The sequence below is a fragment of the Kordiimonas sp. UBA4487 genome (assembly GCF_002389025.1).
GTDB lineage: Bacteria > Pseudomonadota > Alphaproteobacteria > Sphingomonadales > Kordiimonadaceae > Kordiimonas > Kordiimonas lacus.
In genome coordinates this window covers 80,237-104,752 of sequence record NZ_DGNR01000013.1, presented here as the reverse complement: position 1 = coordinate 104,752, position 24,516 = coordinate 80,237, and the positions used below count along the sequence as shown (strand labels likewise).

At 57.4% G+C, this 24,516-nt stretch carries 20 protein-coding genes, 1 tRNA gene and 1 pseudogene; 11 read left to right on the top strand and 11 right to left on the bottom strand.

The window, feature by feature from the left end; all coding sequences use genetic code 11:
• Positions 1 to 190 precede the first annotated feature (190 nt).
• The gene (locus B3Z17_RS11935) at positions 191 to 2,491 is read left to right on the top strand and encodes a methyl-accepting chemotaxis protein (RefSeq protein ID WP_286829984.1); all 2,301 of its coding nucleotides are present in this window, start codon (positions 191 to 193) and stop codon (positions 2,489 to 2,491) included.
• Positions 2,492 to 2,844: 353 nt separating this feature from the next.
• Here B3Z17_RS11935 and B3Z17_RS11930 read toward each other — a convergent pair whose 3' ends face one another.
• Positions 2,845 to 3,240 (bottom strand): energy transducer TonB family protein, encoded by a 396-nt coding sequence (locus B3Z17_RS11930; RefSeq protein WP_068301443.1) that lies wholly within the window; start codon positions 3,238 to 3,240, stop codon positions 2,845 to 2,847.
• Between the two features lie 300 nt (positions 3,241 to 3,540).
• On the opposite strand from B3Z17_RS11930, the gene B3Z17_RS11925 reads away from it, so the two are divergent.
• A tRNA-Ser gene (locus tag B3Z17_RS11925) sits at positions 3,541 to 3,630 on the top strand.
• 147 nt (positions 3,631 to 3,777) lie between these two features.
• Here the strand turns inward: B3Z17_RS11925 and B3Z17_RS11920 are convergent.
• From B3Z17_RS11920 to B3Z17_RS11910, 3 genes are all read right to left on the bottom strand, one after another.
• Entirely contained in the window at positions 3,778 to 6,048 is a 2,271-nt protein-coding gene (locus B3Z17_RS11920; protein WP_286829983.1) for a GumC family protein, read from the bottom strand.
• A gap of 24 nt (positions 6,049 to 6,072) precedes the next feature.
• Complete coding sequence (locus tag B3Z17_RS11915) at positions 6,073 to 6,624, bottom strand: polysaccharide biosynthesis/export family protein (RefSeq protein ID WP_241493350.1); 552 nt, start codon at positions 6,622 to 6,624, stop codon at positions 6,073 to 6,075.
• Positions 6,625 to 6,702: 78 nt separating this feature from the next.
• Positions 6,703 to 7,995 carry an outer membrane beta-barrel protein gene (locus B3Z17_RS11910; protein ID WP_286829982.1) on the bottom strand — a complete coding sequence of 431 codons (1,293 nt, stop codon included), beginning with the start codon at positions 7,993 to 7,995 and terminating at the stop codon, positions 6,703 to 6,705.
• Between the two features lie 313 nt (positions 7,996 to 8,308).
• Here B3Z17_RS11910 and B3Z17_RS11905 point away from each other — a divergent pair, with 313 nt between their 5' ends.
• The 5 genes from B3Z17_RS11905 to B3Z17_RS11885 are packed head-to-tail and all read left to right on the top strand — an operon-like array spanning position 8,309 to position 13,171.
• A complete protein-coding gene (locus B3Z17_RS11905; protein ID WP_286829981.1) occupies positions 8,309 to 9,064 on the top strand; it encodes an SDR family NAD(P)-dependent oxidoreductase in 756 nt (251 codons plus the stop codon).
• A gap of 1 nt (position 9,065) precedes the next feature.
• The gene (locus B3Z17_RS11900; protein WP_286829980.1) at positions 9,066 to 9,533 is read left to right on the top strand and encodes a MarR family winged helix-turn-helix transcriptional regulator; all 468 of its coding nucleotides are present in this window, start codon (positions 9,066 to 9,068) and stop codon (positions 9,531 to 9,533) included.
• Positions 9,534 to 9,544: 11 nt separating this feature from the next.
• A complete protein-coding gene (locus B3Z17_RS11895; protein ID WP_286829979.1) occupies positions 9,545 to 10,354 on the top strand; it encodes an enoyl-CoA hydratase family protein in 810 nt (269 codons plus the stop codon).
• Positions 10,354 to 11,538 carry an acyl-CoA dehydrogenase family protein gene (locus B3Z17_RS11890; RefSeq protein ID WP_286829978.1) on the top strand — a complete coding sequence of 395 codons (1,185 nt, stop codon included), beginning with the start codon at positions 10,354 to 10,356 and terminating at the stop codon, positions 11,536 to 11,538. Before B3Z17_RS11895 ends, B3Z17_RS11890 begins: the two co-directional genes overlap by 1 nt.
• 34 nt (positions 11,539 to 11,572) lie before the next feature.
• On the top strand, positions 11,573 to 13,171 hold the full coding sequence (locus tag B3Z17_RS11885; protein ID WP_286829977.1) for an AMP-binding protein: 1,599 nt from the start codon (positions 11,573 to 11,575) through the stop codon (positions 13,169 to 13,171).
• Between the two features lie 203 nt (positions 13,172 to 13,374).
• On the opposite strand, the gene B3Z17_RS11880 is transcribed toward B3Z17_RS11885, so the two are convergent.
• Together B3Z17_RS11880 and B3Z17_RS11875 are read right to left on the bottom strand one after the other, a co-directional pair.
• Complete coding sequence (locus tag B3Z17_RS11880; RefSeq protein WP_286829976.1) at positions 13,375 to 14,010, bottom strand: hypothetical protein; 636 nt, start codon at positions 14,008 to 14,010, stop codon at positions 13,375 to 13,377.
• A gap of 395 nt (positions 14,011 to 14,405) precedes the next feature.
• Positions 14,406 to 15,041: a hypothetical protein gene (locus B3Z17_RS11875; RefSeq protein WP_286829975.1), complete on the bottom strand. Its 636-nt coding sequence runs from the start codon at positions 15,039 to 15,041 to the stop codon at positions 14,406 to 14,408.
• Positions 15,042 to 15,349: 308 nt separating this feature from the next.
• On the opposite strand from B3Z17_RS11875, the gene B3Z17_RS11870 reads away from it, so the two are divergent.
• From B3Z17_RS11870 to B3Z17_RS11855, 4 genes are all read left to right on the top strand, one after another.
• Entirely contained in the window at positions 15,350 to 15,778 is a 429-nt protein-coding gene (locus tag B3Z17_RS11870; RefSeq protein ID WP_286829974.1) for an acyl-CoA thioesterase, read from the top strand.
• Entirely contained in the window at positions 15,775 to 16,176 is a 402-nt protein-coding gene (locus tag B3Z17_RS11865) for a RidA family protein (RefSeq protein WP_286829973.1), read from the top strand. The genes B3Z17_RS11870 and B3Z17_RS11865 overlap by 4 nt, the downstream gene beginning before the upstream one ends.
• A gap of 3 nt (positions 16,177 to 16,179) precedes the next feature.
• Positions 16,180 to 18,519 (top strand): bifunctional salicylyl-CoA 5-hydroxylase/oxidoreductase, encoded by a 2,340-nt coding sequence (locus tag B3Z17_RS11860; RefSeq protein ID WP_286829972.1) that lies wholly within the window; start codon positions 16,180 to 16,182, stop codon positions 18,517 to 18,519.
• Positions 18,520 to 18,620: 101 nt separating this feature from the next.
• Positions 18,621 to 19,634, top strand: a complete 1,014-nt coding sequence (locus B3Z17_RS11855) for an NAD-dependent epimerase (RefSeq protein WP_286829971.1) — start codon at positions 18,621 to 18,623, stop codon at positions 19,632 to 19,634.
• Here B3Z17_RS11855 and B3Z17_RS11850 read toward each other — a convergent pair.
• The 5 genes and pseudogenes from B3Z17_RS11850 to B3Z17_RS11835 all read right to left on the bottom strand — a co-directional run.
• Positions 19,603 to 20,712, bottom strand: a complete 1,110-nt coding sequence (locus tag B3Z17_RS11850; RefSeq protein WP_286829970.1) for a glycosyltransferase family 4 protein — start codon at positions 20,710 to 20,712, stop codon at positions 19,603 to 19,605. The two genes, B3Z17_RS11855 and B3Z17_RS11850, sit on opposite strands and share 32 nt — an antisense overlap.
• A gap of 3 nt (positions 20,713 to 20,715) precedes the next feature.
• Positions 20,716 to 21,513, bottom strand: a complete 798-nt coding sequence (locus B3Z17_RS11845) for a UDP-2,3-diacylglucosamine diphosphatase (protein ID WP_286829969.1) — start codon at positions 21,511 to 21,513, stop codon at positions 20,716 to 20,718.
• A gap of 297 nt (positions 21,514 to 21,810) precedes the next feature.
• Entirely contained in the window at positions 21,811 to 22,266 is a 456-nt protein-coding gene (locus tag B3Z17_RS11840) for a (2Fe-2S)-binding protein (RefSeq protein WP_286829968.1), read from the bottom strand.
• Position 22,267: 1 nt separating this feature from the next.
• Positions 22,268 to 22,663, bottom strand: a complete 396-nt coding sequence (locus B3Z17_RS19665; RefSeq protein WP_414672777.1) for a molybdopterin cofactor-binding domain-containing protein — start codon at positions 22,661 to 22,663, stop codon at positions 22,268 to 22,270.
• A 192-nt stretch (positions 22,664 to 22,855) separates the two neighbouring features.
• Positions 22,856 to 24,382: pseudogene (locus B3Z17_RS11835) on the bottom strand (molybdopterin cofactor-binding domain-containing protein); the annotation flags it as partial.
• Between the last annotated feature and the right edge of the window lie 134 nt (positions 24,383 to 24,516).

Sequence of the window (24,516 nt, the reverse complement as noted above, 5' to 3'; positions counted from 1 at the left end):
TATAGAACGCGGCTATTGATCACAAGAATATTGGCGTTACACTCCGCCATAGGGGAGGGATGGAATCATTTTTCATCCGAAACAAGTGAGGCCTTTAAGGTTCATTAACCGTGATATGCAATGAATCGGAATGGTTTAGCTTAAATTTTTCATAGTCGGGATCTCTGATTTATAGAGGGGCAGTTTAAAAATGGCCGCGCTTGATAATACCAACGCAACGAAAACCAACTTGTTCAGCATTCGAAACCTGCTGGCTTTCGTGACTATCATTCTGATGGTGATGATCATCATCCTTACCGGGCTTAGGTTCAGTTCAGCTCTGGACAACAGCGAGCGGGCCGAAAATGCCATGTCCGTCAATGAATTGATCGACCATATCTCGAGCATGAAGTTGGCGCTGGCAGAAGAGCGAAGCCTTGCAAACACCGCATATGGTTTCAGGACCGAAGCTGACAGTTTTTTCCTGACGCAGATCGAATTACAGCGCAGCACCATCAGGGACGCCTTCGACAACGTGCGCGACGGTTTGCAGGACATGCCCGAATTCAACGATGTCGCCGACAACGAGGCGATGATGAAGCAAACTGAGGCTCGCTTCAAAAAAGCCAAAGATGCCCTGTTTGCTGCCTATAAGGAATATGAAGAACAAGCCCCACAAGTTGACGCCGACCTGAGAACCATCTCTGCAGATCGCCAATTGCGCGGTCGGGATTCGATGAAAACCACCACTGCAGTGATCGAAGCAGCTGCAAACGTTCGCACCATGCTGGAAAATAACTATGATTTCGGTGACGACCGGATCAGCAAGGTTATCCTCCTGAAACACCAGCTTTGGGCAATGATTGAATATGCTACCCGCGAATCTGCAGCCCTTGGCGGCAGCATTGTTTCCGGGTCCCAGATCCGAGCAGCGATGCAGACCCTTAATGCCCAATATGTTGGTCAGGGCAAAGAAGCATGGAGCCAGGTCCTTGGGATCGCGCATTCGCTTTCCATCGCCGAAGAAGATACCAAGCCTGGCGAAATTCAGGCGCTTCTCGACGCAATCGATCAGAAGTTTTTCCTTGAATTCGAAGAAACCCGTTTTGCAATTTATGACGCGTCAGACGCAGCAGAAATGGACCTGGAAGGCAATATCAATGCCGACTATGGCATGACGCCGACGGAATGGGTTGAGCTGGCACGCGGGGCAACAAACCCTGTTAACGGCATGAGTATCTATGCAGGCAATCTCTCCAAAAGCCTGAATGAAGATGCGGTTTCTCAAGCCACGCTCAATAAATGGATGTCTGTCCTCACCTTTGTATTGGTCGCAGGTATTGGCGCCCTGGCCTTCTGGGTTGTTCGGTATCGGGTGGTCAGCCCAGTAAATGCCCTGTCGCAAACCATGATGGTTCTGGCGCAAGGCAAGCTTGAAGTGGAAGTGCCCAGCGCTGACGCACAGGATGAAGTGGGTGACATGGCGCGGTCGGTGCAGATCTTTAAAGAGAATGCTATCGAACGGCAGCGGCTTGAAGCAGAGCAACGCGAGCGCGAAGAACAAGAGCGTGCCCGCGCCGAAGAAGAAGAGCGCCGCAAGCGCGAACAAGAAGAAGCCCAGCGCGAACGCGAGCTGGAGCGCGAAGAAACGGCCCGTCAGGAACGTCGTCAGGCGATGCTGGATCTGGCCGACAAGTTCGAAGCGTCGGTCATGGCCGTTGTGCAGGGCGTATCCAATTCGGCAACCGAAATGGAGAATGCGGCCCGCGGCATGGCAGAAACCGCCGACGACACGTCGAAAAAATCCGAAGTGGTGGCCAATGCAGCGCAACAGGCCAGCTCCAATGCCCAGATGGTGGCAAGTGCGGCCGAAGAGCTCTCTGCGTCCGTACGCGAAATCACCGGCCAGACGAACCAGTCTTCCGCAGCAGCCCGCGATGCCGTGTCCCGCACGGAGAATGCTGGCAAGGACGTGGCCGAACTGGTGGACGCAGCCCAGAAGATTGGCGACGTTGTGAAACTGATCAACGATATTGCCGAACAAACCAACCTGCTGGCCCTCAACGCCACGATCGAGGCGGCTCGGGCCGGCGACGCAGGCAAAGGCTTTGCGGTTGTGGCCAGCGAAGTGAAATCGCTTGCCAACCAGACCGCCAAGGCGACACAGGAAATCAGCGAGCAGGTGGAAGGCATGCAGCAGGCCACCAACCTTGCTGTACGGGCCATGGACGAGATCAAAGGCATCATTGGCGAGATCGAATCCACCTCTGTCTCTATCGCGAGCGCCGTAGAGGAACAGGACGCTTCCACGCAGGAAATTGCCCGCAACGTCGGCGAAGTGTCTACCGGTACGGAAGAAGTGACCTCAAACATCCATGCGGTGAACCAGGGCGCCACCTCGACCGGCAGCGCGGCAACCGAGGTTCTTTCGGCCGCACAGCTGCTGACCCAACAGTCGGACGAGCTGCGGGGTCAGGTGGAATCCTTCCTGGCAACCATCCGCTCCGAATAAGGCAGTGTAAGGCAGGGACGGCCGGAAGACCGGCGCCCCAAAGACAAAACCAAAGAGCCCCTGACCGGGGCTCTTTTTTTATGCGTCGATTGAAATTGCCGGACTGGCCACCACCTGTCGCAGCACCCCCATCACCATGGAAGATGTCAGGGGTAAGGGTTTCAAGAAGGACAACCAGTCCTGGCCGGTGTCGATCCCATGGCAAAGGAGAATTGAGAATTCCGCCATGGGAAAGCTCCGCTGGCTAGAGATACAAAAGGGTATCAGGTTGCAGGGAAGCTCGGTGCCCGCCCGTAGTGGGCACAAAAAAGGGGCCCTGAAGGCCCCTCTGACTAAACTGTCCTGTCGGCTGGCTACTGCAGACGCCAGGCAATCGGGATCGTGAAGGTCAGGTTTCCGTCCGGCAGGCTGTCAGGCGGCGCTGGCAGAGGATCCATCTTTTCCATCATCTTCGGGATCACGTTATCAAGCTGGCTTTCACCCGTTGGCTCCAGAATTTCAAACCCTGTGATCTTTCCCGTGCGGTCGATGGTCACGCTCACTTTCGCGCGTCCTTCAATTTCCCGCGCGATGGCAGAACGTGGATAAATGTGGGACTTCACAATCTTTTTGACGATCTCTTTTTGCCAACCCTTGATATCATCCGCATAGGCTGGCGCCGCTGTTGCCATGAATAGCCCCGCGCACAAAAGCGCCAGCATCGTCTTCATGTGCTTCTCAAGCCCCCCGGCGAGCACCCCAAATACCATCCCGATCCTCCTTCAACTCTGTTGCTTTCTCCTTACCATAAGCGAAAGCAGGTAAAAACAAAGATAAGATTTATGGTTAATAGCGCGTTAAGGTAAAGACTGCAATCTCAGCGTATTTCTGCTGGATTCAGGCGTTCCAGCAATGTCCCCTCCACTTTGTTTTCAGCGCCATAGAAAAATGTCAAACTGGCTGACGTAAAGCGTCGTATTTCCACTTGCCTTTATGTTTCATATAGCTATAGTGCGCCCCGCATACCCCACCCATGTGGGGTGCTTTTCCTTCCTGCTGGACTGGAAAACGGAGTCGTGGCCGAGCGGTTTAAGGCGCACGCCTGGAAAGCGTGTTGGGTGGCAACGCCCTCGAGGGTTCGAATCCCTCCGACTCCGCCATTCCCTTATTTCCCGAAACCTCAGCCCACACAGCATCAGATGATTGCGCAAGCTTTGGTCGCGATAAGGGTATTGCGCACGCCAAAACCGGGAACCGGGACACTTCACCTACCGCCATGAAAAAGGGCGCCAGCGGCGCCCAGATCATCAGTTGGTATAGTAGGCGCTCTTGCCGCCGTAGTAATATCCCTGATCGCCATATCCATAGCCACGGTGACGTTTGATGTTCACTTGGGTCAATACGGCCCCCGCAATCGGTATCTGGGTTTGCGCCAGCTGCTTGACAGCAGTTTTCACAATACCTTTCGGCGTATTTTCCCATTGGATCACAAACATCACACTTTCAGCATGACGAGCGATAATCATGGCGTCGGCCACGGCCATGATCGGCGGCGTGTCCAGAAGCACCAGGTCATAGCGCTTACGCGCTTCCGCAAGGAAATGGCGGAATTCTGCAGAGGTGAAGCGCTCCTGTGGATCATCCACCCGTTCAGCCCACAGAAGATGAATGCCAGTAACCTCGTCCTTGAAAATATCCTTGCCAGATTCCTGAGCCGACCCGGTCAGGATATCGTTCACGCTCAGGTGTTTCTCTTTCGAGACACCCATCCGCTCCCGGAATACCGGCCGGCGCAGGTCACCTTCAACAACAAGAACTTTAAGGCCCGTCCGGCCCAATATCTGAGCGAGGCAAAGCGTCGCTGTAGATTTACCTTCGCCTGGTACAGACGATGTCACCGCCAGAACTTTCGGTGTGCTACCGTCCTTTCCGCTGAACATAAGCGACGCGTGGACATTGCGATGGGCCTCTGCGAAGGAGGAATTAGGTTTCTCTGCGATATATTCCTCAGGCTTCATGTTTTTAAGCGCGGACTTGTCAACCAGTGGAATCATACCCAAAGACCGCAACTGAAGGTCCTGCCGCAACTGGTCGAAGCTGCGGTAGCCATTATCGAGTGCCTCAAGCAGAAATGCCAAGCCGACCCCTAAAGCAACACCAACAAATCCGACCAGAGCCAAGATCATTTTCTTTTTAGGGAAAGATGCTATCAGCGGCGTATCTGCCTTGGCAATGATCCGCGCGTCGGCTTGCTGCATCCCGTCCTGACTGGATGTTTCCTTGAAACGCGTCAGGAACGTCTGCAACAGCAATCGGTTTGCTTCTGCTTCGCGGTCAAGTTCGCGCATCTGTACCTGTGCACGGCTGACCTCAAAACTTTCAGCTTTCAAGCTGTCCAGATTCTGCTGCAAGGTCTGGACGCGAATAGCCGCGACTTCGGCTTCGCCGCGAATGCCTGCGACGATCTTATCAATTTCATAGGAAATCTTGGACTGAATGTCAGCGAGCTCCGCCTGTACGTTGAGCATCTTCGGGTGCTTGGGACCATACCGCGTCGCGAGTTCGGCTCGCTCTCGCTGAACGCCTGATTCCTGTTCCTTGAGGCGCTGAATGAGCGGTGACTGTAACACCTCGATCAGCCCGGACTCTTCGATCCTGCCGTCCGCCACATTTTGCTCAATCTGGCGCTGGCGGGCTTCAATGCGGGCCAATTCAGTTCTTGCTGTAACAAGTTGGGTATTGATCTGTGCCAGTTGCTGCTCGTTCACCAGGCCAGCAGACTGTGTCTGAACCAACTGGTGACGCTCGCGGAACTGTTGGGCAGCCTGTTCAGACTGGCGCACTTTATCCCGTAGCTGAGCCACCCGTTCGTTCAGCCATTCGTTAGCCCGTTGTGTTGCTTCGAACTTCACTTCCAATTGGTCAGTGAGATAGAGATCGGAAAGCCGGTTTACAATCCGGGCAGCCTTTTTCGGATCAACGGATTCGAAGGACAGATTGAGAGTATAGGACCGAGGCGGATTGGAAACAGCGAGGCGCTGGGATACAGCATCAATCACGCGTGCCCGTGTGGTTTCTGCAATTTCTTCCTCTGACCGCGCGTCCGGCTTGGTCCCCAGGATTGCATCTTTCCAGCTGTCCGACATGTAGCTGAGTGGATTCAGATACGATAGCAGGGACCGATTGGTATTCAGCTCGGCGTTGAATTCACGGTCATTGGTCAAATCCAAGCTATCGACCAACTTGCCAACCAGACGCCTGGACTTCAGGACGTCAATCTCGGTCTTAATTGCCGCCTGGTCAGTGCCAAGCCCGGACATAACAGCTTCAAGGTCAACAACGCTGTTTTGTCGGCTTTCGATGGCCAGCATCGCGCTTGCCGTATAACGCGGAGTCAACTGAAAAACGACAATAGCCGACAGCACAATCAGGAAAATGGCTGTGTTTACAATCACCCATTTACGGCGCCACAATACCAGCGCCAGTGCCCTGATGTCGATTTCATCTTCTTGAGCACCCAACGGTGGATGGCCGGGAGCGTTAAGCTCTTGCTGCTTCACATACTGATTGTCATACATTGTCTGAAACCCGTTAGAGCGTTTTTAAAAGAAGCGCTCAGGAACCGTGATTATATCACCTGGTAGAACCAAGGTCGCATCAGTCACTTCGATGTCGGTATCAACCCCGTCGACTTTCCGCGTAATCGTTATCTTTTTCTTGGCCGCCCGGTAAGTGAAGCCCGAGGCCAAAGCAACCGCATTCAGGATCGTCATGCCATTGACGAAAGGGTAGCTGCCCGGCTTTTTCACTTCGCCCAAGATATAAAAGGGGCGATAATTCATCACCTCAACACTTACGCGCGGATTGATAAGATAGCCGTCTGCCAGTTTTTCGGCGATCAATTGCTCTGCCCGGTCAAGATCAAGGCCACCGACCCTTGTCGCGCCAATGAGCGGCATGGAAATAATGCCAGTGCCATCCAGTTCGAACTCGCCGGAGAGGTCCTCTTCACCGTAAACAATGACGCGTATCTGATCGCCTGAACCGAGTTCATAGCGAATAGTAGCATCTGTATCCGAGGTGGTGGAAGCCTCTTGGGCCGATGCAGAAAAAGCGAGCCCCATGAGGCTCGCTAATAGAAAGATGATTTTCATGACATTACGCATACTTAAAGGCCTGATCTGCTAACAGTAAAAACAAGTCTTAATACTAGCAAATCAGCATAGCAAGCGCTACCACTGCGCCTTCACATTTACCATGAAGGCGTGACGGGAGTAATCCTGACCCTGCGCTGTGGTATCACGGTAGCTATAATCGTAGCCAACGTTAACGTTCACATTCCGGTTCAGAAGGTACTTCGCACCCACGCCGAAGTTGATCAGGTCATCCTCACGCGTTGTCAGCTCGAAATTCTGTTTCGTATAGCTGGCTTGAGCGTTCAACAGCACGTTCCGGCGCAGTTCATGCTCCACACGGCCAAAGAACAGGGTGCTTACGATACCCGACGAATTCGTAAAGACACCGTTTGCATCTTCGCCACCAACAGTGGTTTCATCGATAGACCGCTTAATCGATCCCGTGAAAGAAGTGAGGCCACTGACGTTCCAGAGCAGCTCGGCGCCGAACTTGATACCGTCGATCTCGCCGAGAGTGTCGGAATCAAAGGACCGCTTCATGTAACCGCCGTAGACTTCACCGCGTACTGACCCGGTCAGATCAAACGCCGCACCACCAACGATTTCCACACCATCTGAATTCCGCTGCGGGCCACCGTCTTCCTTGGAATTATCATATTCGACACGGTCTATGGTGCCTTGCAGGAAAGCTTCGCGCCCATCGGCAAGTTCATAACCAACGCGAGCCTTGGCAGTCTTGCGGTCACGGTCACGGTCGTCATTATTGAGAGTGCCACCACCGTTAAGTGCTACGTCGTCGAAATTCTTTTTCTCATACGTGGCATCGACAGCAACAGAAAGGATGGATACGTCACGCTTGAAGCCGACCGAAGCTTTGAAAGTCGAAGTGCTTGCTGGTTCAACCTGGTTGCCGATTGCATCCGGGGAACCACGATCTTCATGACCATCCATGTAAAGGATATCGGCATGGATATCCGTACCGTGGGAAATATCTTTACGGCCCGACGCACCCACGTTGAAGTCTTCGTAATCTTCTGAACCATTGTCCGCATACCGCGCGATGTTCGCATCAGCAAAGACTGTCAGGTAATCTGTGTTCCAGTCAGAAACCAGCGCGAAGGTCGGCTTGATGACCGCGATGAAATCATCGGTCACATTGCTTTCTTGGGCGAAGATATTCGAATCAAACTTTCCACCTGCCTCAATTGAAGGGTAGAATAGGAAGCTACCGGAGCGAATCCCCGGGGCATCGTAATCCGGACGGTAGCGCTCGTATACGGACATCACTTGGTCGCCCTCAGCGCTTTCGTCCTGACCAAAAGCTGCCGGCGCCAAGGCCGTAGTCGCCAGGAGGCTCGTGGCTACAAAATAGGAAATCTCTTTTTTCATCTAACTTACCCCAGTTGGTAGATTGCTGGCGCAAATACACTCAGCTTGAATAATCCACTAAATACGCGATTTAATATACACATCTAACCGTTTGGTTTGTCGGCACAAAGTGTTAATTGAGCCTTTACCCCAATTAATAGGCCGACATGTTGCCATAAAGCAACATTCTTAAAGTCACCATCATCCTGCTTTACGACACGGAACCAATTTGAAGGCGAAATATGTCGCTGGGAAGACAATCAGAAGCAATCTTGATGCTTATTTAATTTAGTGCTAAAATAAATTCACTCACAATCAAATTCGGGAGTCTGGCGTGGAAAAGCGAACGGCACTGATCACGGGCGGCGGCAGCGGCATTGGCCTCACCATTGCACGAGCGTTTGCTTTGGCAGGTGTCACGCCGGTGCTTGCCGGGCGCTCCAAAGCCAGACTCGAAGCAGCAGCCGCCAATATTGAGGGCGCTGCCTTCGTTCCTCTTGATGTCACCTGCGAAGAGAGCGTTCAGCATGCCTTCAGTCACCTGACAACCGCAGGGTATGAGCCGGATATCCTTGTCAACAACGCCGGTGCGGCGGCCACTGCATCCTTTGAACGCACCGACATCGCGACATGGCAAGCCATGTTGGACGTGAATTTGACAGGTGCATTCCTGTGTGCCCGCGCAGCCCTGCCGACCATGAAAAAGCGCGGCTTCGGCCGAGTCGTCACCATTGCTAGCACTGCAGGCCTCAAAGGTTACGCCTACACGGCGGCGTACGCGGCGGCCAAGCACGGAGTTATTGGCATGACCCGGTCACTTGCCCTTGAGCTGGCTGGCACAGGCGTTACCGCCAACACAGTTTGCCCAGGGTTTACCGACACCGACATTGTACAATCATCAATCAAGAACATTGTCGAAAAAACAGGCCGTAGCGAAAAAGAAGCCCTTGAAGCCCTGACCAAACACAATCCGGAAAAACGACTCATTGCGCCAGAAGAAGTGGCAGACACCGTCCTGTGGCTCGCGGGTGAGCGCGCCAGCGCCATCAACGGCCAAGCCGTCGCCGTTGCCTGCGGGGAGATCATGTAATATGGCAAATCATCCATCCATTTCTACTGTTGAACAAGATGCACTGCGCACGTGGCTGAAACTTCTGGGCACCAGCAACCTGATTCGCAAGACACTGCAGTCGCGCCTGAGCGCCGGATACGGCGTGTCCCTGTCGCGCTTCGACGTGCTGGCAAACCTCTACCGCGCGCCCGAAACAGGTGTGCGGCTGTCAGATCTGTCGAAACAGCTGATGGTCTCAAACGGCAACGTCACCCAGGTCATGACCCCTCTCATCAAGGAAGGCTATGTGGAGCGTACGCCCTGTGCCCAGGATGCACGCGCAGCCACTGCCCGCCTCACCAAAGAGGGCAGGACGCTGTTTGAAAAAATGGCCACAGACCACGCATCGTGGGTCGGCGAAATCTTCGCCAATCTGTCACCTGACGACCACAAGCAAGTCGCAAATCTGCTGGACAAGCTTGATCAGACCAAGCTGAACCAGGACTGAGAGGATAGACCATGAACCCTGAAAGCTTTAAGCCCCAACATTTCCTTTGGCACTTCGATGGTGGAGTAGGCACCGTGACGCTGAATCGTCCGGACCGCATGAACCCATTGACGTTCGAGAGCTACGCCGAGATGCGCGATATGTTCCGTGAACTCGTCTATGTGCCTGAGGTGAAAGCCATTGTTGTCACAGGCGCTGCAGGAAACTTCTCGTCCGGCGGCGACGTACATGAAATCATTGGTCCGCTTGTGGAAATGGACATGCCGGGACTTCTGAAGTTCACGCGGATGACTGGCGATCTGGTCAAGGCCATGCGGAACTGCCCGCAGCCGATCATTGCAGCTGTCGACGGCATCTGCGTCGGCGCGGGGGCAATTATGTCCATGGCGTCTGACCTGCGCATCGCCACACCTGACGCCAAGACAGCCTTCCTCTTTAACCGGGTTGGCCTGGCGGGCTGCGACATGGGGGCATGCGCCATCCTCCCCCGCATCATCGGCCAGGGCCGCGCGTCGGAACTGTTGTTCACCGGGCGCACCATGGGTGCCGAAGAAGGCGAGCGCTGGGGCTTTTTCAACAAGCTGAGCACAAAAGCCGACCTGATGAAGGACGCCCAGGACATGGCCGCAAGGCTGGCTTCCGGCCCAACCTTCGCCAACGGAATGACCAAAAACCAGCTGAATATGGAATGGGACATGAGCTTGGATACCGCCATTGAGGCCGAAGCCCAGGCCCAGGCCATCTGCATGCAAACCAAGGACTTCGAACGTGCCTACCATGCGTTCGTGGCCAAGAAAAAACCGGCATTCGAGGGCGACTGATGAAACCCATGAAAACAGACCGCAGCTTCCTGGCGTGGCCGTTCTTTGACGACCATCACCGCACGCTCGCGGACGAACTGGACGCATGGGCGGCGAGCGCCCTGCCCGCAATTGTAGATACGGAAGAAGCCCACCTGAATGTGGATGGCACCTGCCGCGCACTGGTGAAAGCGCTGGGAGACGGCGGCTGGCTTCGGTACGCGGTGCCGAAGGCCTTTGGCGGCATGTTCGAAACCCTCGACGTGCGCTCGCTGTGTATCATCCGCGAAACACTGGCGCGGCATTCCGGCCTTGCCGATTTCGCCTTCGCCATGCAAGGGCTCGGCTCGGGCGCCATCACGCTGGCGGGCTCCGACGCCATCAAATCGGCTTACCTGCCGGCCGTGGCAGCCGGTGAAAAGATCGCGGCCTTCGCGCTCACCGAACCCGAAGCAGGGTCGGATGTGGCGGCGCTCGGTTCCACCCTCAAGGACGCCGGCGGCGAATTCAGCCTGTCCGGTGAAAAGACCTATATCTCCAACGGCGGCATCGCCGATTTCTACTGCGTTTTCGCCCGCACCGGCGAGGCACCGGGCGCTCGCGGCCTCTCCGCCGTGGTGGTGGACGCGGATACGCCTGGCCTTGAGATTGCTGAGCGGATTGAGGTGATCGCCCCGCACCCGCTGGCGAAGCTGTTCTTCCAGGGTTGCCATGTGCCGCAGGAAAACCTGCTGGGTGCCCGCGGCGCTGGCTTCAAGCTGGCGATGGCAACGCTGGATATCTTCCGCTCTACCGTTGGGGCAGCCGCGCTTGGATTTGCCCGACGCGCACTTCATGAAGCGCTGACACGCACCGGCGAACGCCAGCTGTTTGGCGCCCCGCTCGCAGACCTGCCGATCACGCAGGAACGCCTGGCCGAGATGGCGCTCGATATCGATGCCAGCGCCCTCCTTATATATAGGGCTGCCTGGACCAAGGACAGCGGCGCTCCAAGAGTGACCCGGGAAGCCGCAATGGCCAAGCTGCATGCCACAGACCAGGCCCAGCTTGTGATCGACAAGGCGCTGCAGATGTTCGGCGGCATGGGCGTGACCAAAGGCGTCAAGGTTGAGGAATTATACAGGGAAATCAGGGCCTTGCGCATATATGAGGGCGCGTCAGAGGTTCAGAAACTGGTGATCGCCAGGCAGCTGTTGTCAGAGTAGGAAGCAAGCCTATTGGGGACTGGGGAGGCCCAAAATGATGTTTGATAGTGCCCATAGTGACCATTTTACCCGGGACAATCTGCCCGATGAGGCAGACTGGCCGGACCTGCTATTCGAGCTGCCCGAGCTGCAGTATCCGGAGCGGTTGAATGCAGCCAGGGAACTGCTGGCGGGGGGAAAGACAGCCGCACCTGCCATCCTGTGGTCGGGCGGCGCCTGGACATACGCAGACCTGACCGCCAAAGCAAACCGTATTGCCAACGCGCTCAAGCATGACTTGGGCCTTGTGCCCGGAAACCGTGTTCTACTGCGCGGCCGCAACACGCCCATGATGATCGCCGCCTGGTGCGGCGTGCTGCTGGCAGGCGGCGTGGCGGTGACCACCATGCCGATGCTGCGCGCGCCTGAGCTGGTGACCATCTGCGATAAGGCTGAAATTGCGCTGGCACTAAGCGAAAATGGTTTGATGGACGAGCTGAAAGCCGCCCAAAAAAGCACCCGGACGCGGCTGCGCACGGTTGGTTTCGGCGACGAAGGCGCGGAACTGGAAGCTCTGATGGCCCACGCCAGCGACCGGTTTGAGGCGGTCGCGACCGCACAGGATGATGTGGCACTGCTGGCTTTCACGTCCGGCACCACCGGGCAGCCCAAGGCCTGCATGCATTTCCACCGCGATGTGCTGGCGATGGCCGACGGCTATGCCCGCCATATTCTGGAGCCCACTGCGGATGATGTCTTCTGCGGCTCCCCGCCGATCGCCTTCACCTTCGGGCTGGGCGGGCTGGTGGTGTTCCCGGCGCGCTTTGGTGCTGCAGTTGCCCTGCCGGATGCGCCCACCCCGCAAGCCATGCTGGCGTGCGTCCAGAAGCATAAGGTGACCATGATGTTCACCGCGCCCACGGCCTACCGCGCCATGCTGGGCGAGCTTGAGAATTTCGACACCTCGAGCCTGCGGGCTTGCGTTTCCGCCGGTGAAACATTGCCCAAGGCCACATGGGACGAATGGTTCAAGCGCACCGGGCAGAAACTGATGGACGGCATCGGCGCCACCGAAATGATCCATATTTTCATCTCTGCGCGCGAGGAAGACATCCGCCCCGGCTGTACCGGCAAGGCTGTGCCCGGTTATCAGGCCTGCCTGTTGGATAAGAACGACAACATCCTGCCCCCGCCCGCCGAAGGGCGGCTGGCCGTGAAGGGCCCCACCGGTTGCCGCTATATGGCTGACGACCGGCAGAAGAATTATGTGGTGAAGGGCTGGAACGTCACAGGCGACACATATGCGCAATCCGAGGACGGCTATTTCACCTTCATTGCCCGGTCTGACGATATGATCATCTCGTCGGGCTACAATATTGGCGGGCCGGAGGTGGAAGCCGCGCTTTTGACCCACGACGCGGTGGCCGAATGCGCGGTGATCGGCGTGCCGGACGCAGACCGTGGCCAGATCGTGAAGGCCTTCGTGGTGCTGGCGGACGGCATGACCGCATCGGACGGTCTGGTTGGTGAGCTGCAAGTGCATGTCAAAAACACCATCGCACCTTATAAATACCCCCGGGCAGTTGAGTTCATAGATGAACTTCCCAAAACCCAGACCGGCAAGGTGCAGCGCTTCAAGCTGCGCGAATCCTGAAATAGGACGAGCGGCCTCAAGAATGGACCCTGAAACGAGTTCAGGGTGACGTCACATTTTGGCTTAAGCCCCATAGGCGATGCTGTCATGCTGAACTTGTTTGGCGTACCGCCAGCTTCGCAAACAGCATCCATGAACACCATCTGCAACGAAAAAGGCCGGGACATGCCCGGCCTTCTGGAATTCTGTTTATCAAGCCCGCCCTAGGTTGGGCTGCCCGCCTGCGATGGGTTCGGCTCAACGATGATCGGCACGATCGGAGTCGTCGGAATGCGAGGGCGTGGCGGAACAACTGTCCGGCGCGTGACCGTGCGGCGCACGACAGGGGTCTGCGTAGACCCTTGCTGCTGCCCGCCTGCCTGCTGGCCACCAGTCTGTTGATTATTGCCACCAAGTTGCCTCACTGTCGTTGGCCCGTTGACATAGCCGATCTGGAAGTCTGCTGACGAGCTCATCGCAACGGTAACCTGAATGTTGGACGCCGCAGATGGGTCCGTGCTTTGAAGGTTGGTAACAACCTGCATCAAACCAGCACCCGTTGCCTGTATGGTCGCCGTTGACAACCCAGGCGTACTGCTCACTTTGGCTGAAACGCGCTTGGCTGCGGCGGCAGGGTTGGACGAATTCTGCACGATGGATGCGATCTGCTCTGTAATTTGATCTGCGGTCAGCGCGGTGTTTGCCAGCACTGCATCAATGGCTGCGTCAACGCTTGCCTGCTCTGCCGCAGGCAGCGTAGCAGTCGACTGGGCTTCCGCCTGATTCATAAAACTGGTTGGTGCAACGATTGGCGCCCCAAGCACCAAACCGAAAGCTGCGATAACAATTGCCAGACGCATAATCCCGCTCCACAAATAAAATTCCCTGCCCTTGCGGGCATCTTTGGGCAAAGATATCTCACAAGCGTTAAGCAAATACAAATATCAGTTACAATTTTACCTAAAGTAAAACACGCCTTTAGCAGGCCAACACTCTGCCCGGCGAGGTGCGGCGCTTCCGCCTTCGCCAACCCTGACAATGCTGCCAGATTCGCCTTTCCAGCAATGGACGCTGAAACAAGTTCAGCATGACATGGAAGAACTGGCCACGCCCTTTACACCCGTCCTCACCCTGAACTTGTTTGGCGTGCTGCCAGCTTCGCAAACAGGGTTCATCTGGAAAACCACCAAAATCTATATAACAAAAAAGGCCGGGACATGCCCGGCCTACTGGAAATCTTTTTATCAACCCAGCCTTAGGTTGGGCTGCCCGCCTGCGACGGGTTCGGCTCAACAATGACCGGTATGATCGGAGTCGTCGGGATGCGTGGCCGTGGTGGAACAATTGTCCGGCGCGTGACCGTGCGGCGCACGACAGGGGTCTGCGTGGAGCCAGTCTGCTGCCCGCCTGCCTGCTGGCCACCAGTCTGTTGATTATTGCCACCAAGTTGCCTCACTGTCGTTGGCCCGTTGACATAGCCGATCTGGAAGTCTGCTGACGAGCTCATCGCAACGGTCACCTGAATGTTGGACGCCGTAGATGGGTCCGTGCTTTGAAGGTTGGTAACAACCTGCATCAAACCGGCGCCCGTTGCTTGTATGGTCGCCGTTGACAACCCAGGTGTACTGCTCACTTTGGCTGAAACGCGCTTGGCTGCGGCGGCAGGGTTGGACGAATTCTGCACAATGGTTGCGATCTGCTGCGTAATTTGATCTGCGGTCAGCGCGGTGTTTGCCAACACTGCATCAATCGCCGCGTCAACGGTAGCCTGCTCTGCCGCAGGCAGCGAAGCAGTCGTCTGGGCTTCCGCCTGGTTCATGAAACTGGTTGGCGCAACGATTGGCGCCCCAAGCACCAGACCGAAAGCCGCGATAGCAATTGCCAGACGCATAATTTTGCTCCTTCAAAGGCAACATCATTCAGTAAAAACTGAATCGATAAATATAATTAGCGCCAATTTTACATAATTTGTTCGGGTGGTCAAACCACTAGCGTTAAAAAACCCTTAATTGGTGCAATCTGTTGCGTAATTGTAACGCCATGGTGTGGCGCCGCGGCTGCCGACGCCCACCTGAAGCGCCCCGTGCCCATTGGACCACACCTCAAATACCGCGAGTCGCCGGGCTCAAGGTCGGACTTGCTGGAAATTTAATTTAGTGCTAAAATAAATCAAATCATTGACCAGCTCAGGGAACAATCATGGCAACCTTTGTCCGCACCAGGAAAATACGCTTCGCGCACACGGACGCGGCGGGCATTGCCTTCTATCCGCGCTATTTCGGCATGATGAATGATTTTATTGAAGACTGGTTCGGCGACGGGCTGGGGTTCGATTTCAAGCATCTGCATATTGACGAAAAGCGCGCCGTGCCCACCGTGCATATCGAGGCTGATTTCATCGGCGCCAGCCACATGCACGACGAACTGTCGTTCGCGCTCGCGGTCACCAAGATTGGCCGCAGCAGTGTGCATCTGCGCATCCATGCGACATGTGCGGGCGAGGACCGCTTCCGCATGACATTCGTGATCGCCCATATGGATATGGAAATCGGCAAAAGCCTGCCCTGGCCTGATGACATGCGCGCCGCCATGGAGAAATGGTTGGCACCAACAGGAGACCCATCATGAGAATTTTGCTGCCTGAAGGCTGGCCGCGCCCCAGCGGCTATTCGAACGGCGTGGCGGCCGAGGGCCGCATGGTGTTTGTGGCGGGGCAAGTGGGCTGGACGCCAGACATGGTGTGGGAATCCGAGGATTTCCTGGGCCAATACCGGCAGACGCTTTTGAACACGCTGGCCGTGCTTAAGGAAGCCGGCGCGGGGGCGGAGCATATTGTGCGCATGACCTGGTATGTCACCAGCCGCGACGAGTATCTCGCGAACCTGCGCGGCATGGGCGCCATCTGGCGTGAATGCATGGGCAAGAACTATCCCGTCATGGCGTGCGTAGAGGTTTCCGGCCTGATGGAAGAAAAGGCCAAGATCGAGATTGAGACCACGGCAGTGCTGCCGCCAAATGAGGGATGAACCATGAAAATCACGGTAATCGGCGGTGGCCCGGGCGGGCTTTATTTCGCGCTTCTGACCAAGAAGGCACGGCCGGATTTCGACATTGAGATTTTTGAACAGAACAAGGCCAACGACACCTTCGGCTTCGGCGTGGTGTTCTCCGACGAGACGCTGGACGAATTTTTTGCCGCAGACCCAGAAAGCTATGACCTGATTCGTGACCAGTTCGCCTACTGGCAGGACATCGTGGTGGAAAAAGACGGCGAACGCACCATCATCGGCGGCAACGGTTTTGCCGGTTGTTCGCGCTTCACGCTGCTGGAGATCCTGCAAAAACGCTGCAGCCAGGTGGGCGTGAAACTGAATTTCGAGACGGCTGTCGATATCGATAATCTGGAGGCCCAGTTCAGTGGCAGCGATATGATCATCGCCGCCGACGGCATTGGCAGCCGCATCCGCGAAAAATATGCGGATGGGTTCGAACGAAGCGTAGAGAACCGCCGCAACCATTTCACATGGATGGGCTCCACCAAACCACTCGACGCCTTCACCTTTTTCTTCAAGGAAATACCAGAGGGCCATTTCTGCGCCCACACATACCAGTATGAAGAAGGCCGCTCCACCTGGGTGATCGAATGCACGCCCGAGACGTTCGAGGCTTGCGGCTTCGAAGGCATGAGCGAAGAAGAAAGTGCGCGTTTCCTCGAAGGCGTGTTTGCGGACGAACTCGCGGGCCACGGCCTGATCATCAACCGTTCCATCTGGCGGCAGTTCCCGCGCGTGCGCTGCGGCAGGTGGAATGTGGGCAAGATCGCCATCCTTGGCGACGCCAAGGCCAGCGCGCATTGGTCCATCGGCTCCGGCACCAAGCTGGCGATGGAATGCGCCATCGGGCTCAGTGAAGCGGTGCTGGAGAACGCAGGCGATGTGCCTGCGGTGATGGACGCCTATGAAGACAAGCGCCGCACGCCGGTGGAGATCATCCAGCACGCGGCGGATGTGAGCCTCAGGTGGTTCGAGAATATGCCGCGCCACTGGAAGTTGCGCCGCTATGAGTTCGCCTTTTCGCTGATGAGCCGGTCGAAAAGCATCACATGGGACAATGTGGACCTCAGGGACCCTGAGTTCCTGGCGCGTGTGGAGGATGAATATTATGCGTCGCTGCCCGCTGACGCCCGCCCGGCGAACGGCAAGCGCCCGACACCCATGTTCACACCCTACAGCTTACGCGGCATGACGCTCAGTAACCGCGTGGTGGTGGCGCCGATGGCGCAATATTCTGCGGTGGACGGCATGCCCACTGACTGGCACAGGGTGCATCTGGGCGCACGCGGCCTTGGCGGCGCCGGCCTTGTGTTCACGGAAATGACCTGCCCCGCGCCCGACGCCCGAATCACCGACCACTGCCCCGGCCTGTGGAATGACGCACAGGAACGCGCCTGGAAGGATATCGTTGATTTCATTCACGAAAATTCAGGCGCCAAAGTCTGTATGCAACTGGGGCACGCGGGCCGGAAGGGCTCGACCAAACACCCGAAGCATGGCTCTGACCTGCCAAAGGATGAGGGCAATTGGCCGCTTGTGAGCGCCTCTGCGATCCCGTTCAAGGAAGGTGTGAACGCAGTGCCCGAGGCACTGGACCGGGACGGCATGGACCGGGTGAAAGCCGAGTTCGTCGACGCCACCGAACGCGCCGCGCGCGCGGGCTTTGACATGATTGAACTCCACGGCGCCCACGGCTATCTGATCGCCAGCTTCCTGTCGCCGCTGACAAACACGCGGGACGACGCCTATGGCGGGTCTGCCGCGAACCGTGCGCGCTTTCCGGTTGAGGTGTTTGAAGCCATGCGGGCCGTATGGCCCGCGGATCGTCCCATGTCCGTACGGCTGTCAGCGTGGGACTGGGCCGAGGGCGGCGTGAACTGGGATGACCTGCGCGTTATCTCTGAGGCTTTCAAGAACGCCAGCGCCGACCTGATCGACGTCTCGTCGGGCCAGACCGTGCCGCACCAGAAGCCGGTCTATGGCCGCATGTATCAGGTGCCCTTCTCCGAATTCATCAGGCATGAAGTGGGCACACCCACGATGACCGTCGGTGCCATCACCCAGCCCGAACAGATCAATATGATTTTGGCCGCAGGCCGCGCAGACCTTGTGGCGCTGGCCCGTCCGCACCTCAATGACCCGGCCTTCACCAGGGCAGCCGCCGGGCACTATGGCGTCACCGACCCCCATTGGCCGCTCCAATATTCCACGGGTGTCGGGCAGATGCTTCGGGAAGCCGAGAAAGAAAACGACAAGGCGCGTGAAACCGCGCTAAAGCTGCGCCCCGCCAGGCGACATTATGTGAAGGCCAAGTAAAGGCTTGTAAGGACTGTCAAATCCCTTAAACAATAGGGCGCTAGTAATGGCGCCCTATTGTCACCCCAAGGCCAAATAGCGCCCCAAGGAATGAGATGGTCATGAAAGTTCTTGTCACCGGCGTCGCCGGCTTTATCGGCAGTCATGTAAGCCTCGCCCTGCTGGCGCGCGGCGACAAGGTTGTCGGGCTTGATAACCTCAATGACTATTATGATGTCAGCCTCAAGGAAGCCCGACTTGACCGGGTGCGGGCCGCGGGCGGTGAGCGCTTCACTTTTGTGAAGATGAACCTCGAAGACCGCGAGGGCATGGCCAAATTGTTCGCGAATGAGAAGTTTGATGGCGTAATCAACCTGGCGGCGCAAGCGGGCGTGCGCCACTCGCTTGAGGCGCCGTTCGACTATATCGACAGCAACATCACCGGCTTCCTGACGGTACTGGAAGGCTGCCGCCACACAGACGTGAAGCATCTGGTATATGCCTCCACCAGTTCGGTCTACGGCGCCAACACCAACATGCCTTTTTCCGTTGAGAACCCGGCAGATCACCAGGTCGCGCTTTACGGCGCCACCAAGCGCGCGAACGAACTGATGGCCCACAGCTACAGCCATCTGTTCGGCATTCCCACCACCGGGCTGCGGTTCTTCACCGTTTATGGCCCCTGGGGGCGGCCGGATATGGCGCTGTTCCTGTTTACCAAAGCGATCCTTGAAGGTAAGCCGATCGACGTTTTCAATGGCGGCCAACACAGGCGCGATTTCACCTATATCGATGATATCGTCCGCGGTGTTGTGGCTGTGCTCGACACCCCGGCGAAGCCCGATCCGGATTGGGATAGCGCCAACCCATCGCCCCAGTCCTCGAACGTGCCCTGGCGCATCCATAATATCGGCGGCGGCCAGCCAGTGGAACTGATGCGTTTCATCGAGCTTCTCGAAGAAGCTCTGGGCATGGAAGCCAAGAAGAATTTCCTGCCGATGCAGCCAGGCGATGTGCCGGAAACCAGTGCCTCGGTTGAAACCCTTGTCGCAGCGACGGGCTACAAGCCGGACACACCGGTTGAAGTGGGCGTCCGGAATTTCGTCACCTGGTACCGTGATTTTTATGGGGTGTAGGTGCGGCCTGCATTTCTGACGCCTCCACCAGTTCATTTCGCCACTGCAGGGCCGCCACAAACTGGCGCGCGACCTCATCCCAGTCATATTTGCGGGCAAAGGCCGCGCACGCCGAACGGTCCCGCGTAAGCGCTTCCTCGATTGCCGCTGCCAAATCGTCTGACAGAGCCGCAATGGGCTGGCGCCAGCCCTCAAACGGGCCGGTGCCGTCAGCGCCCAGCACATCCAGCGGCCCCTGCACGGGATAGGCCGCGACAGGCGTACCGCACGCCAGTGCTTCGATCATCACAAGCCCGAAGGTGTCGGTTTTGCTGGGGAAGACAAACACGTCAGCGGAGGCATAGGCCCGCGCCAGGTCAATACCGAATTTGGGCCCCAGGAATTTGACGGCTGGGTAAGCCGCCTTGAGCTTCGCCATCGCCGGGCCGTCCCCGACCACCACTTTGGTGCCAGCGGCTTTTGTTTCGAGGAAGGCTTCGATGTTCTTTTCCACGGCCACGCGGCCCACATAAAGCTGTACCGGGCCTTCAAAGTCCCATTCTGCCTTGCCGACACCGTCGTGGAATTGGGATGCGTCCACGCCGCGAGTCCAATTGACGATATTCTTGAAGCCTTTGGCCTTCAGCTGCTCCCTGACCGTGGGTGTCGCCACCAGAACCCCGCTCCCGGCTGCGTGAAAGCGCCGGAAAATGGGATACAGCAGGTCCGCGCTCAGGGGTGTGCGTGCCGCGACATATTCCGGGAAGGCTGTGTGATAGGCAGTGGTGAAGGGAACCTTATGCTTGATACACCATCGCCGGGCTGTCCATCCGATTGGGCCCTCCGTGGCGATATGCACGGCATCAGCGTCAATACGCGCCATCAGTTTGGGCAGCTTCCAGCAAGCGTCCAGCGCCAGTGGTATTTCCGGATAGGTGGGGCACGGCATGGTTCGAAACCACTTGGGTGTCACCATATGGACCCGGTGACCCTGCGCCTTCAGTTTTGACCGGAGTGTTTCCAGTGTGCGCACAACCCCGTTCACCTGGGGCGCCCAGGCGTCGGTGACGATGCAGATCTTGCGACCGGGCCTTGCCACGCGCTATTCCGCCGCCACAGGCAGGGGCGCGTCGGGCTTGCCGCGGCCTTTCCTAGTCCTGCGTCCACCTGCCTTATCCGCCCGGGCCCGTACTTCATCGGCCCAGTGCAAAATCTCGAAGGCGCCGTCCATGCGCTCCACCAGCGCGGTGCAGCTTTCAACCCAGTCACCGTCGTTCATATATTCGGTTTTGCCGAAGAAGCGCCGCTCGGCATGGTGGATATGGCCACAGATCACGCCGTCCACGCCCATGCGCTCGGCTTCCGTCGCCACGGCCTCTTCATACTTGCCGATATATTCAACCGCGTTCTTGACCTTGTGCTTCAGGTAGGACGACAGCGACCAGTAGGGATACCCAAGCCTGTGGCGCGCCCAGTTAACCATGGTGTTGAGGCGGAGCAGCATCACATAGGCATGGTCGCCGAGATGCGCGAGCCATTTGGCATATTTCACCACGCCGTCGAATTTGTCGCCGTGCAGCACCCAGTAGCGCTTGCCGTTCAGGGCTTGGTAAATTGTTTCATCCGCGATCTCTACCCCCGCCATATTGTAGCCCTCAAACCCCCTGAGGCCTTCGTCGTGGTTGCCGGGAATATAGATCACTTGCGTGCCGTGCTTGGCCATCTTCAAGACCCGGCGGATCACGTCATTGTGGGTCGTGTCCCAGTACCAGCGAGATTTGAGCTGCCATCCGTCGATAATATCGCCCACCAGGAACAGTTTGTCGCAGGTCATGGACTTGAGGAAATCAAGCAGCAGGTCGGCCCGCGCAGCCTTGGTGCCCAGATGCGTGTCGGACACAAACACCGCCCGGTAATGCGGTTTTTTCAGATAGCGGGGTTGAGGACCTCCGGCGGATGGATCGGGTTGGGAGGAAGGGAAACCGCCGGAGGGCTCAAAGTGCTTGGGGTTCGGCTCCGAAAGCTTTTCAAGAGCTTCGGACACGAGAGGAAAAAGAAGTGTCTGTTCAGTCTTTTTCATGGCCGCTTTATGCGTGCCAACCGTGACACTCATGTTGCAGCCATGTGACTGTTTTATTGTATTTACACTCCGGCCTTATGATCAGACTCTGAGCCGACTCAGCGAGTCGGCCCTTTGTCACAGTCTTGACGCAGCTTCCCGAATGGCTTTGCGGATGCGTCCATAGGTGCCGCAACGGCAGATGTTCCCCGCCATGGCGGCGTCGATGTCCGCGTCGTCCGGGTTTGGCGTATCAGCAAGGAGGGCCGCGGCGGACATCAGTTGCCCGGCCTGACAGTAGCCACACTGGGCCACATTCAATTCGGCCCACGCATCCCTGAGCGCTGCCATTTCCCGCCCTTTTATGGCTTCAAGGGTCACAACCTCCATACCTTCTGCGTCTGCAAGCTGGGTCTGGCAGGCCCGCACCGGCACGCCGTCCAGATGGACAGTGCAGGCGCCGCACAGGCCCTGCCCGCAGCCATATTTGGTGCCCGTAAGGCCAAGCGTGTCGCGCAGCGCCCACAAAAGCGGCATGTCTTCCGGCAGGTCCAGACTGACCGACCTTCCATTGATTTTTAGGGCTACACTCATGTCAAACCTCACTCAATTGATCGCCGATCGGCAGTTTCCGGATGCGTTTGCCGCCTTTTGCCCGGGCCAGAGCGTTCAATAGCGCTGGTGTCACTGACGGCAGCGGCGGTTCGCCCATGCCGCCCGGGGCTTCATCATTTTCCATGATGGTGACGTGAATTTCTGGCGCTTCGTCCATGCGCATCAGGCGGTAGGTATCGAAATTCACATCGATAATCTGGCCATCCTCTACCCGGGTTTCGCCCCATAAAGCAGACGTGACGCCAAAGACCACTGACCCTTCAACCTGGGCGCGGACAGAATCGGGCGAGACGGCCAAGCCACAATCCACCACCGCCCAAACCCGGTGAACCTTCACGAGACCGTTCTCGACTGAGGCTTCCACAGCGTGGCCCACATAGGTAAACACATCCGTGTAGACATGACAGGCAATGCCAATGCCGTGTCCCTTTTCCGGCGCGACGGCCTGCATTACTTCATTCCGCAACCGCCCCAGCACAGCCTTCAGCCGCTTGGCAGAAACCGTACCCATGTCATTTGGGTAGGTTTCCACAGTAGTGTCCGCCGTCAGGAGCGACAGACGCAGGTCGAAGGGGTCGATGCCGCGCGCCAACGCATATTCGTCCATCGCACATTCGCTGGCAAAAGCATGGTGGTTATGGTGCGTTCCGCGCCACCAGTTCAATTGAACGGCATGGTTTGTGACATCATGCTGGCGCACCGACAGGGCACTGAACCGGTAAGGGATATCAATCGACCCCAGCGCGGCCGTCCAGTCATAGCCACGATGTTCCAGCTGCGCCGGGTCTTGCTGGGCATTGACGCTGAGCGTCGAATAGATGTGTTCGAACGCGGGCGCACCGCCAGCATCCCACATGCGTATATGGTGCCTGCTTGGCGGCCTGACGCCGCCCATGACCATGTCGTCTTCGCGGGTCAGCAGCAATTGGACCGGCCCCTTTGTCAGCGCCGCAATTTGTGCGGCCTCCACTGCATAGTCGCGCTCCAGCTTGCGCCCGAACGACCCGCCCAGAAGCGTGGTATAAACCGTAACATCCTCTTCCCGAAGGCCAATGGCTTCGGCAGCTTCGCGCGCCGTGAATGTGGCCATCTGCACCGGCCCCCAGATCAGGCATTTGCCGCCCTTTACCACAGCCGTGGCGTTCACCGGCTCCAGCGCGGCGTGCTGGGCCAACGGCATTTCATAGGTCGCCTCCACAAGAGGGGGCCTTCTGGGCAAAGCGCCTTCCGTGCGCACGTCAGCGCTTTCGCCTGCGAATGCTGCTTCGAGGTCACGCCGGATTGTGGTGGTGCTGACAGCCGCAAACGGGCCTGCATCATACTGAGCGTCCAGCGCGCCACGCCCGCGTATGGCAGCCCAACTGTTGGTCGCTATCACCGCGACCTTGTCACCGATCACATGCACTTCCTGGACACCAGGCACCGCAAGGGCAGCGTCTTTGTTGTGGGACGTCAGCATACCGTCGCGGGTACGCGGGCGCGCCATCACCGCGAATCTGAGGCCGTCCATACGCACATCAACGCCGTAGCGCGCTGTGCCGGAAAGGACCGCGTCTGTATCCAGACGGGCCCGCTTGGTGCCCATATAGCGGAAATTCTTGCGGTCCCTCAGTGGCATGTCTTCAGGCACGTCATATCCGGACGCCTTGGCCGCGAAGGCTTCCAGCTTGCCTGACCGGCCGCTGTGCGTGTGGCTGATCACGCCTTTGTCCACCGACACTTCAGCAACGGGCACCTCCCATGTTTCAGCGGCGGCGCGCAAGAGCATGGCGCGGGCAGACGCGAACAGGGGCCGCATGTAAATCCAGCGCCCCGGGATAGCAAAGCTGCCGCCGGTGCCGACGAAGCCAAACTTTGGGTGGGTGTCCGCCTGCCTGATCGTCATGGCATCCAGGTCCGCGCCCAGCTCATCCGCCATCATCATGGCAGTCGCCGTCAGGATATGCTGGCCCATTTCAGCCTTCTTGAGCCACAGCGTGACACCGTCCTTTTCGCTGATTTCAAGAAAGGCATTGGGGCTGAAGACTGGTGTTTCGCCCTCTGCCGAAACGGCCCCCAAGGACGCCAGCGTCAGCGTGGCGCCAGTTGCGCCCATCAGTTTGATCAGCGTCCGGCGGCTCATGCCGGGTGAAGAAATCTTGTCATGCATAATCTGCTGTCTCCGAAACGTCTTTTTAGCGTTTCAGAGAAGCTAGCTACCAGAAGTCCCCTGAAGCCAAGGCTTCGGGA